This is a genomic window from Alteromonas sp. ABH4_453 (assembly GCF_056160665.1).
The window spans coordinates 1-15,868 of sequence record NZ_JBSWXP010000006.1 but is presented as its reverse complement, the minus strand read 5'-3'; the positions used below and the strand labels follow the sequence as shown (position 1 = coordinate 15,868).

Here is a 15,868-nt window from a genome sequence, read left to right as displayed (position 1 = left end):
GCTCCGTTACTCGCACTCAGTCATTAGCCATTTCTGAACTGCTGTCGCTAATTCGTCTGGATGGAATTTCGCGATAAAGTCATCCGCACCGACTTTCTGTACCATAGCTTGGTTGAAAACACCGCTTAACGATGTATGCAGTACCACATGAAGTTTCTGAAGTTCGGGTATATTTTTAATTTCTGCAGTAAGGGTATAGCCATCCATTTCCGGCATTTCGATATCTGAGACTAATACACCTACACGATTTGTCACATCGCCGTACTCTTCGGCAATTTCTTTAAGTCGATTGAGTGCTTCAAGACCATTCTTCGCAAGTTCAATTTCAAGGCCTAGCGATGTAAGTGCCTTTTTCACCTGATTTCTCGCTACTGCAGAGTCATCGGCAATGAAGATAATCTTGTTTTCTTGCCCTTCAGTAGTTAGTCCTTCAGCAACGTCCGCGCTCACTTCAGCATTTAGAGGAGAAATTTCGTTTAGAATTTTTTCTACGTCTAGAATTTCAATGAGTTCGTTTTCAACTTCGGTCACTGCCGTCAAATAGCTTGCTCGCCCTGTGCCTTGAGGCGGTGGCATAATGGCATCCCAGTTGGTATTAATAATACGTTCGACAGCGCCCACCAAAAAACCTTGAACAGAACGGTTGTATTCGGCAATGACAATAAAAGCATTAGAAAGGTCTTCAATTTTGCGCCCCCGAGTTGCCATACTTAAATCGATGACCGAAATAGTTTGACCGCGAATATGCGCTACACCGCGAACCAACGGGTTTAATTTTGGCATTGCAGTAAGCGGCGGACATTGAAGCACCTCACGTACTTTAAACACGTTAATACCAAACCGTTGACGACCGTTCAGTCTAAACAGCAACAACTCTAAGCGATTCTGCCCAACAAGCTGTGTTCGCTGGTTTACCGAATCTAAAATCCCCGACATAGGTCACCTCTAAATAATACTGGGCATGATCATTGCCTCTCATAGTAAAGATAGACAATATCATTAAATTTTTGCAGGTCAAACGACAGAAAAATGACGCCTATGGTTAATTTAAGCTTCACACGCATTTCAGCGTTACCCGCTAGATGAGTCGCTGTTGAAGCTTTCTAAGCAAACCTTTGAAGTTTATTTTGCCGCCAAACCTGATATTCACAAACATGTATTTTATTAAGCATAGTCAATAACTCGCAAACTGAACACGAAAAGTCATGATGGAAAAGATAAACAACAAAATGCGGATTACATTCTATCGCTCGTTCACCAGCTTAGTGCTCGGTTTACTTAGCGCACAATGCTATGGGGCAACGACTAACCATCAGCGAGTTGAAGAAGGTGCCAAGCAGTATTTGATAAATCAACTCACTGATACTTCGCAGGATACTAACATTGATGTCGACATTGTGAAGATAGACGATAGGATAAATATTCCTGACTGCCCAACGGGCTTTCAATACAACACATCACAGGAAGCACTTAGCCAATCTTACATATCAGTGAGAGTAAGCTGTAAGAACAATGAATGGTATTTGTTTACTAGCGGACAGGTAACGCGCACCAAGGAAATTGTAGTCACTCAAGGCGCAATAAGTCCGGGAACTGTTTTAACGTCATCTAATTTAACCCTGGCAAAAGTTGACGTACGACGGTTACGTCATACCGCATTTACCGATTTAGATTCGTTGATTGGCGCCAGAATGAAGCGTCGTATTACCGGTGGTCAAGCTATACAGTCAAATATGCTATGCTTTGTATGTAAAGGCGACAGAATTACCATTACCGCAGAGGTTGCGGGAATGGAAGTCAAGACGGCAGGAATAGCGCAGCAAGATGGCGTAGTTGGCGATAACATAAAGGTGATTAATGCCAGTAGCCAGAAGGCCGTAATTGCCAGAGTCGCAAGCCCTGAAGAAGTCGTGATACACTTATAAAAGTGAGCGTGAAATATCTACTATTTTGTTTCCAATTTAGCTAAAGATATTAGCCTAAAGGCCGATATATATCACAGAGGCAAAAGAGTAGTGAGGACTAGATATGGCAATTAACAATATAAACAATGGGTTACCTAAAACACCCGTTGATAATGGGAAAGTTGCACAGCAAAATCAGACGCAACAATCTCAACAACAAGCTTCAGCGCAGTCTGCACAAACAGCGCCAGCGCCAAGACAAGACTCGGTTTCATTGACGCAGTCTGCTCAGCAGCTGAATCAAGTTCAAAAGAAAGGGTCTGAAGCACCTGTGAACCAAGAGAAAGTGGACCGCCTAAAGAAAGCGATCCAAAGCGGTGATTACAAAGTAAATCCAGAAGTGTTGGCTAATAAAATAGCGAAACTTGAATCCGAGATTTTTGGCGCTAAATAATTCGGCGTTAATGTAATCGGCGTTACGTAATCGATCGCAGTAATTAATATCCGTTTTATGAGATAAGTACAGTGACAGAACAAGCAAGCGAACTAACACAAGCATTATCACGTCAAGTAGAGCAGATGTCTTCACTTGCCGTTTTGCTTGAGAAAGAATTGCAGCTTATAAGCTCACGTGATGCTGAATCTTTAATGAATTTGTTGGATGAAAAAACAGCCCTTCTGACGTCTATCCAAGCGCTGGATGCCAACATCGAGAATGCTATCGGCAGTGAAACGACAATGTCGGAAGAAGACGAAGTATTAATGGCTGACGCTAAGAAGCTTCTCGAAGATTGTAAATATCGAACACAAGTCAATCAAAAAGCCGTAGAGCAAGGACAGCTACGCCTCACACACTTGCGGAATTTGATGATGGAAGTTCGAGCAAAAGAATCACTTACTTACGACAAAAAAGGAAAACCGAAAGGCGGAACTTTGGGCTCAGGAGTGAGCGCTTAGGCGTTTACGCCGCGGTGTCTAAGTTGCATCAGCAGGTAACTTCACTCCCTTATTACACACCTTTATGTGCTCAACGACAAGCTCGCTGGTGCGGCCCTCCTTTGGGTTTACCTCTAGTAATACTTTACATCCTTCACTCGTCGTGGCTTAGCAGTCGACAAATAAATATCGTAGACTTGCTGCATATCTAGAGAAAGCTCAGTTACGTAAGTATCTTTCCCAACGGGATAGGTTTTAACGACCTCGGCGCCTCTTATCACTCCCTCGACCGACGCACGTAATGTTTCACTGTCAACAATAAGACCTGATACAGACTGACTACCTTCAATTTTTTGACCGTATACCTGCTCGGTTAACTCACGGTATGCATCTAATTTTGACGCTTTCATTGCCATGATCAATTTCATGCTGTCAGACTCGCCATTTTGCGATGAAATAGGTGCATAGCCCACAGCCTTTAAAACAGGATAAGTTTCAGGCTCAACAGTTTCCCATTCAACGTGTTTATCGATAATGCCGCAACCGCTCAATGAGATTGCTAGGCCAAATATGGAAGACCGCAAAAGTAAGTTTGAATGCTTTAGTTTGTTCAACCACATAACTTAAAACCTCTGTATGCATCAGTAACGAGTTAGTGACATTTAAATGTTGATCTTATTAACCTTTATAAGCTAATAGCATTTCATCAAAGCGTTATGAATAACGTCAAACTCCATAAAGTCGCTTTGCAGTCACATGTCTTAGTAATACGGAAACAAGCAATAAATGCGCCCGTTTTCTTTCAAAGACAACGTCCCTCTCTAATTGGCACTTTTTTCGCATAGTTTCCACCAAGGTTAGGACATTATTTCAGCGCAATAACTAAGCAACCACAGAGGTGCAACGTGCGACAACCGAGCAAAACAGCGCTTATAGCATGTTTAAATAGATTCATGGCGGCAGTTTGCCTACTGGGCCTTGTGGCGGGGCAAGTCCATGCCGTTTGGTATGAAGCTACCGGGCAAGCCGTGGTATTGAATGGTAATAAAGAAGCAGCAAAACGCGCAGCAACACAGGATGCGCTTAAACAAGCTATGTTGTTTGCTGGGGCATCAGTGCAAAGCGTAGCCAAACTAACCAATGGACTTCTGAAAAACGAAGAAATGACTATTCGCTCAACGGGCGAAGTCGAACAATTAGAACTTGTGAGCGAAATTTATAACGGTGATGTAGTCACGGTTAGTGTGCGTGCAGACATATTTCCCAGAGGGAAAATATGCTCAGCGCAGCAGGACGAAAAGCACTTTGCGACGACACATTTTAGGATAAGAAACAGAGCGCAATTAACCCAAGGCAATATTCCGAACTTTGATAAGGCGTTTACACAGCGATTAGCAAAGGCTATGCAAGAACAGACAGATAATCTGAGCCTTACTTACGTTGCGCCCCATACTGCAAAGTTTGATAGCCGCTATACCGACCAAAACGTCCGTACGCTGTCAGATCAAAGTAACACGCAATTCGTTATCATCGGGGTTATTGATGATTTAAGCGTTACGCAAAAAGAAGCATCGATATTCACGCCATGGAAAGCCAACACTTCACATCGTGCTTTTGCAATGACTGTACAAGTTTATGACGGAATAAACGGCGGTCTGTTGTTCAATTCCTCTTACGATACCAATGAAGAGTGGACGTTTGATAGGTTTGAAGACGTAGATGAATTTTCGTCAACCTTTTGGCAATCACGCTACGGTCAAGCAATTGACACGTCAATCAGTCAATTAATAGAGGATATTAAAGAAGCGACAGCCTGCCAACCTGTTACCGGTCGTGTTATCAGTATTGCGGACAATAAAATTTCAGTATCTCTCGGGCGAGATAATGGCATTTCTGAAAAAGATGAACTATATCTTTATCAGGCCAAAGAGGTGGTCGACAATCGAGGTAGAAAATATCTTCAATATACGCTCTACCCCGGTACCTTTATTGTTGATAGTGCTTATGGCAATTCGTCTGTGGTAATCAACGCTACGTCAGGAATTACTGCTAACATTCAGGAAAATGATTTTGTAGTTAAGAAGTAAGTCAGCTTTCTCATTATCAATTACTTATCGCTATGGTTGGAATATCAACAAGGCCGTGTTATACCTATAACAACGTATTGTATCCGATACTTAAAATTTAGGTAGAGACAAGTACTCTACCTTATACTTTAGTATGACCTACACAAATAAAATATGACCCTTTCTCTGTTTGCGTCGCATTGCTTAGCATTAGTAGCCTTGCTGCTGGCTGGACAACAACTGAGGGATCACTATGTTATCGAGTTTCCAAAGCTCGAACAGGAAGTTAAAAGTAATTTTGGGGCTGACAAAGCCTTACATGTCAGCGCGCTAGAAACTAAACTTCACGACCTTGAAAATAAGGCTGTTAGAGAGCAGCTTATCGGTGTAAACGCTTTCTTTGACGAGCATATCCAGTACGCTACCGACGATATCGTATTCAAACAAAAAGACTATTGGGCTACTCCTTCGGAACTTTTTGGTCATTCTCGCGGAGATTGTGAGGATTATGCCATTGCAAAATACGTAGCTCTGCTACACTTAGGTATCGATAGTTCTAAACTTCGCCTCATTTATGTAAAAGCGAAGATTGGTAGAAGCCGAGTAACGCAAGCACATATGGTTTTGGGATACTATGATTCCCCTTCATCAGATCCTTTGGTGCTAGATAGCTTAGTGTCTAATGTGTTGCCAGGCTCTCAACGAACGGACTTAATTCCTGTATTCAGTTTTAATGATTCGGGTATTTGGCAGCCAGGTAAAACTGCACAAGTTTCTTCGTCTACCAGCAGACTATCAAGGTGGCGTGACGTTATTGAGCGCATGAAGCAAGAGGGGATTAGCAGAAGGTCTTAGGAGTCTATGTCAATAACGAGAGAATTGTGGCTTGCCATAGCAGTTGTCGTACTTGTTGCAATTGCAGGTAGTGTCACAATCCATGGAATAACTACCAAGCAATACGTAGAAGAGCAGCTTTATTCAAAAAATATAGACAACGCGAGTATGCTTGCTCTTACCCTCAGTGGGCTTGATAAAGACCCTGTCTCGCTCGATCTTTTCATAATGTCACAATTTGACATTGGCCACTACGCTTCCATCGTACTTCAAAAATCTAACGGTGAAATTGTCTCTGCGCACACCCATGAAGTGCAATTAAACGAAGACACACCAAAGTGGTTTTCAAATAATTTTTCTCCCATAGTTAAACCCGGTGTTGCCCAAGTAAGCGAAGGTTGGGGCCAGTACGGCACCGTTTATGTTGAAACAGATACTAGCTTTGCGGTTGCATCTATGTGGCGAGCTACACAGCGACTTATTTTCGGGTTATCACTTGTAGGTATATTTGCGGGCCTATTGGGAGGCTGGGCATTACGCTTCATTATTCGCCCTCTAGACAGCGTTGTGCGCCAAGCTGAATCATTCCAAAAAATGCAATTTATCCAGCTCAAAGAGCCTCGCACGTTAGAGCTTAAGCGTGTAGTACGCGCGATGAACTTTCTCGCCACCAGTTCTAGAAAGATCATGGATGAAGAGAATACGCGCCTTGACCTTATGCGCTACAAAACACAATTTGATGACGAATCTGGTGTAGCAAATAGGGATTATTTCATCTCAATTCTAAAAGGGCAGCTAGCTTTTAGAGACACTGAAGGCGTGAACTGCCTTTTCTTTGTGAGATTTACCGAGGGCGAAGGCTTTTTACGCTCACCGGTGAATATTAGAAAAAAGCGTATCCGTGATTTCGTTGGGGAAATTAACGATTGTCTGTCAATACATCACCACCTTTTCACTGATAGTCGTTTAGCAAGAATGCAGAAAAACGAATTTGCCATATTACTTACTGAAACCCATGATGCAGTCACGATATCTGAGGCTCTTCATGGCGCTTGCTTAAATGCATTTTGTAAAGAAGGTGACCCCAATGTATACCAATCAGTGGTTAAGCTTCGGGCAGATGACAGTTTTTCAAATGTGCTTATGCGTGCAGATGCGATGATAGATGAAGCGGAAATGGATGAAATGGAAGAACCCTTTATTGAAGGTCCGCTGAAAAAGTTTATTTCACTAGTTGAAGAGAAGCGCTGGGAACAAGAACTCAAACGCGCAATCACTGAGAACGATGCCCAAACATTCAATTTTCCTGTTCTCCACCTAGATAGAAACCTGGTTCACTATCAGAGTTGGGCCGGTATCAATATTGACGGAGAGCTACGAAAAAGCGGCTATTACACTCACTGGGCACGCTACTTAGGGTTATTACCCAAAATCGAATTAACAACTATTGCCCACCTTATAGACCATATAAATAGCACTGGTACTCAGTCAAAGTTCGCTTTCCTTTGTTCTGAGCAGTTTATGCTAGATTCCGAAATACTTGCCCAGCTCTATTATCAACTTGGAACGAATACAAAAGCTGCCAGACAGTTATGTTTCGAAATTAGAGAATCTACAGCTACACGCTTCCCTGATGAATTTAGAGACTTTTTTACAACGCTTAAAGCCAAAGATTGCGAAGTAGGTTTGAAGCGCGTTGGAGAATCCTTCTCGCAACTGTTAAACGTTCAAGAATTGGGATTAGATTATGTGAAAATCGATTCAGCGTTTATGGCAGATATCGATTTCAACCCTGCTAATCACGCCTTCATACGTGGGTTCTGCTCCCTTGCACATACTTTTGGTATAAAAGTTTATGCAGACGGGGTTAAGGGCACAGATCAACAAGAACTATTTATTGAATTAGGAATAGATGGTGTGATTTCACATATTGAAGTTATAGAGCATCTTTTAGGTGACTAAACTCGCCTATTCTAAGTAATAAGCTTATCCGGTCTTTGGCTTGAAACTTGTGTAAGAGCGTACCAACATATTCTTTAACGGTACGCTCAGTAATACCGTGCTCTCTTGCTATCTCCTTGTTGCTTAACCCTTCCAAAATACCATTTAATACATCTTTTTCTCGGTTGGTAAGCCCTTGTAATGCAGGAAAAACACGCATTGTTTGCATATTAGCAGCGACATTTGATGTAGTTACTGTTAATAACTCGTTGGGCAACCACATGCCCCCAGCTTCTATAACACGAGCTACAGAAGACAGTAGAGATTGTGTTCCTAGCGCATGGCAATATGCTCTAGCACCTAACATTAGTCCTGTTTGCATCTCTAGGCGGTCATATTTGTAGGTAAGTAAAACAAGGTTATCGGCTTTTTGTTTTGCCTCAACCAGTAAGTGGCGCCAGCTTTTATCGTTTGCCATAATCCATACACAGTCACTACTATCGCACTTCAGTTCATCGACACTACTATAACTAGACCAAGCGTATTGAGTAAGTGCCCCTTGTAAGTCTTTTTCTGCAATAAAATGTCTCATTAGCGCTCCCTCAGTGCAGAGCCAGTTACATTGAATAAGGGCGATAAAATGTAATTAAGAACGGTTTTCTTGCCCGTTAAAATATCTACTTGCACAATCATTCCGGGCAGAATATCTAAGGATTCATCTGCAATGCTTCGCTTTGTTTCAAGTCTGACAAGGTAATAGGTTTCATCTTTTTCATTGGTGATGGCATCAGCACTGATGTGCTGAACTTCGGCCGACATACCGCCGTAAATGGTAAAATCATATGCGCTAAATTTCAGTATGGCCTGCTGCCCTTCTCTAATAAAAGCGATGTCTTTCGGTGAGACTTTGGCCTCAACAATGAGCTGGTCGTCTTGAGGTACAAGCTCAACAACGGCACTACCAGGTGTAATAACACCACCAACCGTGTTGATAAGTAATCGTTGAACCGTTCCATTAATCGGGGATCGTAAATCCGCTTGTGATACAACATCTTCTAAACTCGTTTGAGACTGTTGTAACATCGCCATTTCGCCAGTTGCGTCCGTCAACTCTTGATTCCATCGATTGACTAACTTGAGGCGAGCTTCTTCCTTCTTAATAATTTCTTCTTCAATAGCATTGAGACCTCGCTCTATTGCCACTTTAGATTTGCTGATGTTGCCTTCAAGCTCAACAATTTGACGCTCTAGTCGAAGAATTTCGATTTCCGACACTGCACCTGATGCTAACAATGGTTTAGTCACCGCCAGCTCTTTTCTAGAAAGCGTCAGCACATTTTGATATTGAGAGAGATTAGCTCGCTCTTCTTCAACATCTTGTCGGCGTTGCAAGATACGGGAATCAGAACCCGCAGCGACTTCATCCAGCTCAGCTAAATTCGAGTTATAGAGTTTTCGCTCATTATCAACGATAGTAGGGGTCTGTTCGCGAAGGTTTCGATTAAATCGCAACACTTCGCCTTGGGTAAGTGCAGACAAGCGCTGAACCTTCGCAGCAAGTGCCGCAAATTGCGTGGTATTCTCCTCCAAACTAGACAGAAAACGTGTCGGGTCTACTTTCAACAGCACCTGCCCCGCTTTTACCGTTTGTCCCTCACGTACTAATATTTCCTGCACTATCCCGCCATCGTAAGACTGCAGCACTTGAAGCTGTTGAGATGGAATAACTTTGCCGTCACCTTTGGCTACTTCGTCGATTTCTGCGAAGTAAGACCACACCACCAACAAAAACAGCACTATAACTACTGCATAGAGTAAACCACGGGCTTTCACTGGCGTTTGCATAATGCGTGACCATTCCGCTTCTAACACCCAATCTTGACCTGGGGGCGGCGCAAGCCAGCCTCGCATTAGCCGCTGTAACCAGTCCTTTTTTTCACCATCACTTTTCAAAATCATGGTGCCCTCTTCAAGACTTGACTGGTTTGTCTAAACTGCACTAGTACCTCTTCCTTTTTACCATCGGCAATCACTTTTCCATTTTCTACAACAATTACCCGCTCTACCAAATCGAGCAATGTGGTTCTGTGCGTATTAATAATAAGAGTCTTACCCGCTGTCGCAGCTTTGATCGTTTCCTGCATTTGCGCTTCATTGGTTGAATCCATCGCTGAAGTAGGTTCATCCATAATGTAGAAGGCAGGGTCTCGCACTATGGCTCTTGCCATCGCCACTGCCTGACGTTGCCCGCCAGATAACAAGCAGCCGCGCTCTCCTACGTTCTGCTCTATGCCACTCGCGCTTCCATTAACAAGCTTTGCCAAACCACACTGAGTTATGACCTCCCAAAACTCAGCGTCGTCGATATGTGAGTCATCTGGCAAGATATTGTCTTTTAATGAGCCGTGAAAAAGGCTCACATCTTGCGGTACATAGCCTATTTGTTTACGTAACAGCGTTGGGTCATACTGCTGAAGGTCTATTCCATCCAACAAAAGCTGCCCTGATTCAGGGCGATAAAAAGCCATAAGAAGCTTGTTTAACGTTGACTTTCCGCACCCGTTTTTGCCCAAAATAGCAACGTGCTCTCCTTGTTTGATAGAGAAATTTATGTCTTTTAACGCGAGAACGGTTTCATCTGGATACTTGAAGCAAAGCAGGTTAGCGTCAATATTCCCTTTTAGCACGACATTGTTTTTAATCTGTTTGTTGCTATCTGTTTCACTTGGCAGAGACATAATGTCATCAAGGGCATTCTTTGCGGTTTCAGCGTGATGAAATTGCGCAAGCAATGCGGCAGCCTGAGAGACCGGCCCCATAGCTCGGCTTGATAATAAATAAGCGGCTATTAGTCCACCTTGTGTTATCACACCCTCAATAATGAGGTAAACGCCAGTGAGGATGATAACTACACCCACAGATTGCTGGATCCAGAGTGCAGCGTTATTAACCGATATTGATACTAAACGTAGTTTGGCGTTAACTTTTGCAAGGAAGATAGTCTGCTTTTCCCACGCACTTTGATTTCTACTTTGGTAACCAAACGCTTTAACGTCCTCTAATGACGTTACGCTTTCAGTCACAAGCGAGCTTTTACGAGAGCTAATTTCCATCGATTCTTCTGACAAAGAGCGCATTACCCGCTGCGCTTTCATCGCATAAAGGAAAAGCGCAGTAGCACCAATAAGGATTGGAATGATCAAATAAAAATCGATCATGGCAATAATGACTACAAACAGTAGCCCAAAGGGTAAATCAACCAGTGCCACTAAAGTGACAGAACCGAAGAACTGCCGAATACTTTCAAAAGACTGTAGGCTATTTATGAACGAGCCACTTTTCGAAGGCTTGCTGGCTAAATTTATAGCCAGTACTTTTTCCATTATTTTCGCCGACAGCGTGACATCTAATCGGCTCGCCGCCAACTCTACAAAGAACTGCCTAAGCATGCGCAACAAAAAATCTGCCGCTAGTACAAGTAAAACGCCAATAGCTAGTGCCCACATGGTTTCTAAAGCAGCATTTGGCACTACCCTATCGTAAACATTCATCACGAACAGGGGTAACGCGATAGAAAGCAAACTGATAAAAACGGACGCTAAAAGAACATCGCGATACAAACCTTTTGCCGTTCTGATGGACGACCACAACCAATGTCCTACGGATGACTTGTCAATTTGCGCATTGGTTTCTTGTGCATTCATCTCGGGGCGAGCAAAAATGACATACCCTGTATAACTAGCACTTAGCTCATCTCTTGATACTTCGACCACAGCATCATCGAGTTCAGGGTATGAGACTCTGGCATGCGTTTTATCAAGCCCGTGTAGAACGCAGGCTTGCTTATCACTGAGCACTAAAACCGCGGGTAGTATTGCAGTATTGATATGGTCTAAATCGCGTTTTACTGTTCTACTGGCGAGCCCCGCTCGTTTCGCTGCGCGTTCAAATCCGGTAGGCGATAGTTCACCATGATCTAAAGGCAGTCCGCTAAGCAAGCTAACTCGAGATACATCCAAATGGTGGGCGTGACAGATTATTATTAAACAATCCATCAACACGCCACCTTGTTTCTCAAGATACGATATGTAGCTGTCGACCTTTTTTTCCTTCATATAGGTCTACCACACCACTATTCGTTGGAAGGAAGCTGGATGATAGCCGCCTCAATTCTACGATTACGGGCATTCGCCGCCTCTGATTCTTCATCAACCAGCGGACGACTTTCTCCGTATCCAACAGCAGTAATTCTTCTAGCTTCAATGTCTGCCTTCGTCATTAGCAGTGACGCCACGGCCTTTGCTCTTCGTTCAGACAAGCGCAGGTTATAAGCTGCATCGCCATCTAAAGAGGCATGACCATGAATAATAACGCCAGAATTGGGGTCGCTGTTAAGCGCATCAATAACGTCTTGCAGCGAATTTTCATACTTGGCCGAAACCTCAGTCGAGTTGGATGCAAACTCAATATTGACATTGAAAGACTCTAGTATGTTCGCGTTGTCCAATGTGAAGTCAGCAGCACTTGGCTCTGGTGCTATCTCAGGTTCTTTAGCTTCACAGCCAAAGTCATCGACCATAGCGCCAGGTGTAGAATCGACGCAGTCATCCCATAAATCAACAATGCCGTCTCCATCAGAATCGCGCTTTAATATATTCAGTTCATCTTTAAAGTTCGTGCGAATGGCTGGACAAATGTAGTTAGGGTCGTAACTGATTTTTTCTTCAGCTTTGTCTAGTACATCAGGCACGCCCTCTTTCGTAATTCCTAATGTTTGTGCCAAACTACCTGAGGCCGCAAGTAGTCTTACGCGCGCTTTTTCTAGCGTATATTGGGCCTCTAAATACGCGCGACTTGATTCGTAGTACTCATTTTCTGAATCGAGTAAATCCAGTAGTGAGCGTACTCCTATAGTAAACTGGTCCATATAGGCAGATTTCACACGATCTGAAGATAAACGGTGAGCATTCAGTGAAGGTAGCTGCTCAGATATATTGATAATGTCGTTGTAAGCAATTTGTACCGTTTGTCTCATATCGATACAGGCTTTATCCCGTAAATCTTTTGCTAAGTCTACTTGCGACAATGCTTGTCGAATCGCCGCGCTATCCGACCCTCCGTTATACAAGTTATAAGAAAAATTAACGCCGACACTCGCCTCGGTAATGGTGTTATTCAATGCAGCTTGGTCTCGTGTTTGCGCACCATAACTTGCGGTCAAATTAACCTGAGGATGGTAGAGACTCTTTGCACTATCGACCGCATAACGCTGCGCATCTATGTTATAAATAGCAGCATTAAATTGTGGATTAGTGCCATACGCGCTAGTAAGTAAAGATTGTATATCTGTGACGTTTGCATCAACGAAAGCAGAGTTTATTGATACTGACTGTAGGTTTTGAGCAGGCTTTTCACCCACCAACCGCAAAAAGCGTGCGGTAACATCGTGTAAATTCGATAACTCGGTAAGCACATTAGACTCGGCAAGTGAAAGACGACCGCTGATTTGCTCTAAGTCAGCTCTTCGGCCTACGCCCGCTTCAACGCTTTCTTCAATTTGTTTGAAAACATCAACATGAGTGATCAGGTTCTCTTCAGCGAGCTTTAAGAGCTCTCGAAACAATTGAACGTCCATATAAGCAAGGGAGGTATCTAACGACTTCTGCTCAATTTCGCCCATTAGTTCAAAAAAGCGTACAACTTGCGCTTGCTTAAACCGCTTTACCTCACTGCTTGTTAAAAAACCGTCGTATAACATTTGGGTAAGGGTGATTTGAGCAGTATGCCCCATGTATTCACGATCCAAACCGTAATTTCTATCGCTGTAAGCACTAGAAGCTAAAACATCTACTTGAGGGCGAAAACCACCTCGCGCAATGTCGACATCTGACATAGCCACTTGAAGTTGTCGCCAACTGGCTTGCACTTCTGGATTTTCATTTACTACCTTGCGTACATAGTCTTCCAAGCTGACAGACGAGTTACCCATTTCATTACTTTGAGCAACAGTTGCGTGAGCAATCAGAGTGCCAGTGACTCCGATTACAATTTTATAACGCTTAGGATTCAACGACTTCATTAATACATCACTCCATGTAAACCTACGCGACGTTTACGTCGGCTATTACTTAAAAAGTAGACGTTGAGCGGATTTCTGCAAATTTCGACACCAAGTATTGAATTAAAATGAATTAAGATAGGGGTAACTACCTAGTTCTTATACCAACGAACAAAGACTCTCCGTACCACGGTCCGGTAACCGAATAAAAAACCTCTGCTACGCTTTTTGTATAGCGTGATATTTATTGATTAAGAGGGAAACATGGCTGAAGTAATCATTGCAGAAGTAAATGGTGAAGCTTCTATTGTTCGTGGTGACACAGGCGAACAAGTTATTGCTACTGTCGGAATGACTGTTTATGAGGGTGATGTATTAGATGTCTCATCCGATGGTTTTGTTACCGTTAGCGTCGATGGCGAACTTCGCACACTTCCAGCAGGACAAAGTGTCACTTTCCCGCTGCAATTAGATTTTACAGAAAACAATTCTGACGATGAATCTGCCGTTTTTGATGAGAGTGTCGAAGAGCTTGCCGCATTACTTGACGGCGTTGACAATAACAATCAAGAAGGTGACGCTGACTTTCTTGATGTGCTTGCCGGTGAAGGCGATATTTTAGAGTCATTGGAAGCTACAGCCGCAGGTCTCGATGGAGGTGCAGGTTCCGATGGCGGTAGTAACTTTGTGCGCGTTGATCGTATAAACGAAGAAGTTGACCCAGTGGGCTTCCAGTTCGATCAGAATGCGAATGGCAACGATGATGTTACGCCAGTTGAGTTCTCTGGCACTGGTGAGCAAGCACAAGACATTTCAATTACCCTAGATGCGATAGGCTTAACTAGCGACACCACGCCAACACTATCAGGCATTACTTCAGCAATTCCAGGCAGTACAGTCACACTAACTGTTACCGATAGTGAGGGAAACACTCAGGTTGTTACCGCCATAGTACAAGACGACGGTACGTTCAGTGTAGACGTACCAAATTCACTGGCTGATGGTGAGTTCACGGTAGATGCTACCGTGTTAGAACCTACAGGTAATACTGCAGATAGTTCTACCACCGGCGAAATTGATGCTACTGCCCCAACGATTACCATTAATGCGCCTGGCTCAGATAACGACACCACACCCACCCTCTCAGGTACCACTGATGCCACTCCTGGCAGCACAGTTACACTAACCATTACCGATAGCGCAGGTAACACGCAAACCGTGACCGCTATTGTGCAGGCTGACGGTACTTACAGCGCGGACGTACCGGCTGAATTGGCTGAAGGTGAATTTACCGTTAACGCCAGCGTAACTGACGAAGCGGGCAATACGGCAACCGCTGATACTACCGGCGAAATTGATACCACCGCCCCAACAATCACCATTAATGCGCCAAGTTCTGATAACGACACCACGCCTACTCTTTCAGGTACCACTGATGCCGCACCGGGCAGTACAGTTACGTTAACCATTACCGATAGCGCAGGTAACACGCAAACCGTGACCACTATTGTGCAAGCGGACGGCACCTATAGCGTTGATGTACCTGCTGAATTAGCGGAAGGCGAATTTACCGTTAACGCCAGCGTGACCGATGAGGCTGGCAATACAGCAACCGCTGATACTACAGGTGAAATTGATACCACCGCCCCAACAATCACCATTAATGCGCCAGGTTCTGATAACGACACCACGCCTACCCTTTCAGGTACCACTGATGCCGCACCGGGCAGTACAGTTACGTTAACCATTACCGATAGCGCGGGCAACACGCAAACAGTAACTGCCATTGTGCAGGCTGACGGCACGTATAGCGTTGATGTACCTGCTGAATTGGCCGAAGGTGAATTTACGGTTAACGCCAGCGTGACCGACGAAGCGGGTAACACGGCAACCGCTGAAACCACGGGCGTGATTGATACCACTGCACCGTCGATCACTATCGACACCATAGCAACTGGTAACGACACTACGCCAACCTTGTCAGGTACCACTGATGCTACACCGGGTAGCACAGTTACATTAACTATCACCGATAGCGCGGGCAACACGCAAACAGTAACTGCCATTGTGCAGGCTGACGGCACCTATAGCGTTGATGTGCCCGCTGAATTGGCCGAAGGTGAATTTAC

13 protein-coding genes are annotated in these 15,868 nt (G+C 43.9%); 7 read left to right on the top strand and 6 right to left on the bottom strand.

Annotation, left to right across the window (positions count from 1 at the left end; genetic code table 11):
- Nucleotides 1-6: 6 nt before the first annotated feature.
- Entirely contained in the window at nucleotides 7-936 is a 930-nt protein-coding gene (locus ACXAGV_RS12670) for a chemotaxis protein CheV (RefSeq protein WP_025254324.1), read from the bottom strand.
- Between the two features lie 272 nt (nucleotides 937-1,208).
- Here ACXAGV_RS12670 and flgA point away from each other — a divergent pair, with 272 nt between their 5' ends.
- The 3 genes from flgA (at nucleotide 1,209) to flgN (ending at nucleotide 2,861) form a co-directional block, all read left to right on the top strand.
- Nucleotides 1,209-1,925, top strand: a complete 717-nt coding sequence (gene flgA / locus ACXAGV_RS12665) for a flagellar basal body P-ring formation chaperone FlgA (protein ID WP_474873848.1) — start codon at nucleotides 1,209-1,211, stop codon at nucleotides 1,923-1,925.
- Between the two features lie 103 nt (nucleotides 1,926-2,028).
- Nucleotides 2,029-2,358, top strand: coding sequence for a flagellar biosynthesis anti-sigma factor FlgM (flgM, locus tag ACXAGV_RS12660; protein WP_474873584.1), 330 nt, complete (start codon nucleotides 2,029-2,031; stop codon nucleotides 2,356-2,358).
- A gap of 71 nt (nucleotides 2,359-2,429) precedes the next feature.
- Nucleotides 2,430-2,861 carry a flagellar export chaperone FlgN gene (flgN, locus tag ACXAGV_RS12655; RefSeq protein WP_474873583.1) on the top strand — a complete coding sequence of 144 codons (432 nt, stop codon included), beginning with the start codon at nucleotides 2,430-2,432 and terminating at the stop codon, nucleotides 2,859-2,861.
- A gap of 113 nt (nucleotides 2,862-2,974) precedes the next feature.
- Here flgN and ACXAGV_RS12650 read toward each other — a convergent pair whose 3' ends face one another.
- A complete protein-coding gene (locus ACXAGV_RS12650) occupies nucleotides 2,975-3,460 on the bottom strand; it encodes an LPP20 family lipoprotein (protein WP_474873582.1) in 486 nt (161 codons plus the stop codon).
- A gap of 285 nt (nucleotides 3,461-3,745) precedes the next feature.
- Between ACXAGV_RS12650 and ACXAGV_RS12645 the strand changes: the two genes are divergently transcribed.
- From ACXAGV_RS12645 to ACXAGV_RS12635, 3 genes are all read left to right on the top strand, one after another.
- Nucleotides 3,746-4,927 carry a flagellar assembly protein T N-terminal domain-containing protein gene (locus tag ACXAGV_RS12645; RefSeq protein ID WP_474873581.1) on the top strand — a complete coding sequence of 394 codons (1,182 nt, stop codon included), beginning with the start codon at nucleotides 3,746-3,748 and terminating at the stop codon, nucleotides 4,925-4,927.
- A gap of 153 nt (nucleotides 4,928-5,080) precedes the next feature.
- The gene (locus ACXAGV_RS12640) at nucleotides 5,081-5,761 is read left to right on the top strand and encodes a transglutaminase-like cysteine peptidase (protein ID WP_474873580.1); all 681 of its coding nucleotides are present in this window, start codon (nucleotides 5,081-5,083) and stop codon (nucleotides 5,759-5,761) included.
- A gap of 6 nt (nucleotides 5,762-5,767) precedes the next feature.
- The gene (locus ACXAGV_RS12635) at nucleotides 5,768-7,702 is read left to right on the top strand and encodes a bifunctional diguanylate cyclase/phosphodiesterase (protein ID WP_474873579.1); all 1,935 of its coding nucleotides are present in this window, start codon (nucleotides 5,768-5,770) and stop codon (nucleotides 7,700-7,702) included.
- Here the strand turns inward: ACXAGV_RS12635 and ACXAGV_RS12630 are convergent.
- The 4 genes from ACXAGV_RS12630 to ACXAGV_RS12615 all read right to left on the bottom strand — a co-directional run bounded on the left by ACXAGV_RS12630 (nucleotide 7,677) and on the right by ACXAGV_RS12615 (nucleotide 13,760).
- The gene (locus ACXAGV_RS12630) at nucleotides 7,677-8,273 is read right to left on the bottom strand and encodes a helix-turn-helix transcriptional regulator (RefSeq protein ID WP_474873578.1); all 597 of its coding nucleotides are present in this window, start codon (nucleotides 8,271-8,273) and stop codon (nucleotides 7,677-7,679) included. The two genes, ACXAGV_RS12635 and ACXAGV_RS12630, sit on opposite strands and share 26 nt — an antisense overlap.
- The gene (locus ACXAGV_RS12625; protein WP_474873577.1) at nucleotides 8,273-9,640 is read right to left on the bottom strand and encodes an HlyD family type I secretion periplasmic adaptor subunit; all 1,368 of its coding nucleotides are present in this window, start codon (nucleotides 9,638-9,640) and stop codon (nucleotides 8,273-8,275) included. Before ACXAGV_RS12625 ends, ACXAGV_RS12630 begins: the two co-directional genes overlap by 1 nt.
- Complete coding sequence (locus ACXAGV_RS12620) at nucleotides 9,637-11,736, bottom strand: type I secretion system permease/ATPase (RefSeq protein WP_474873847.1); 2,100 nt, start codon at nucleotides 11,734-11,736, stop codon at nucleotides 9,637-9,639. Before ACXAGV_RS12620 ends, ACXAGV_RS12625 begins: the two co-directional genes overlap by 4 nt.
- Before the next feature lie 77 nt (nucleotides 11,737-11,813).
- Nucleotides 11,814-13,760 (bottom strand): TolC family outer membrane protein, encoded by a 1,947-nt coding sequence (locus ACXAGV_RS12615; RefSeq protein WP_474873576.1) that lies wholly within the window; start codon nucleotides 13,758-13,760, stop codon nucleotides 11,814-11,816.
- Nucleotides 13,761-14,003: 243 nt separating this feature from the next.
- Between ACXAGV_RS12615 and ACXAGV_RS12610 the strand changes: the two genes are divergently transcribed.
- Nucleotides 14,004-15,868, top strand: a 1,865-nt coding sequence (locus tag ACXAGV_RS12610) for a retention module-containing protein (protein ID WP_474873575.1), incomplete at its 3' end; no start/stop codon positions are given.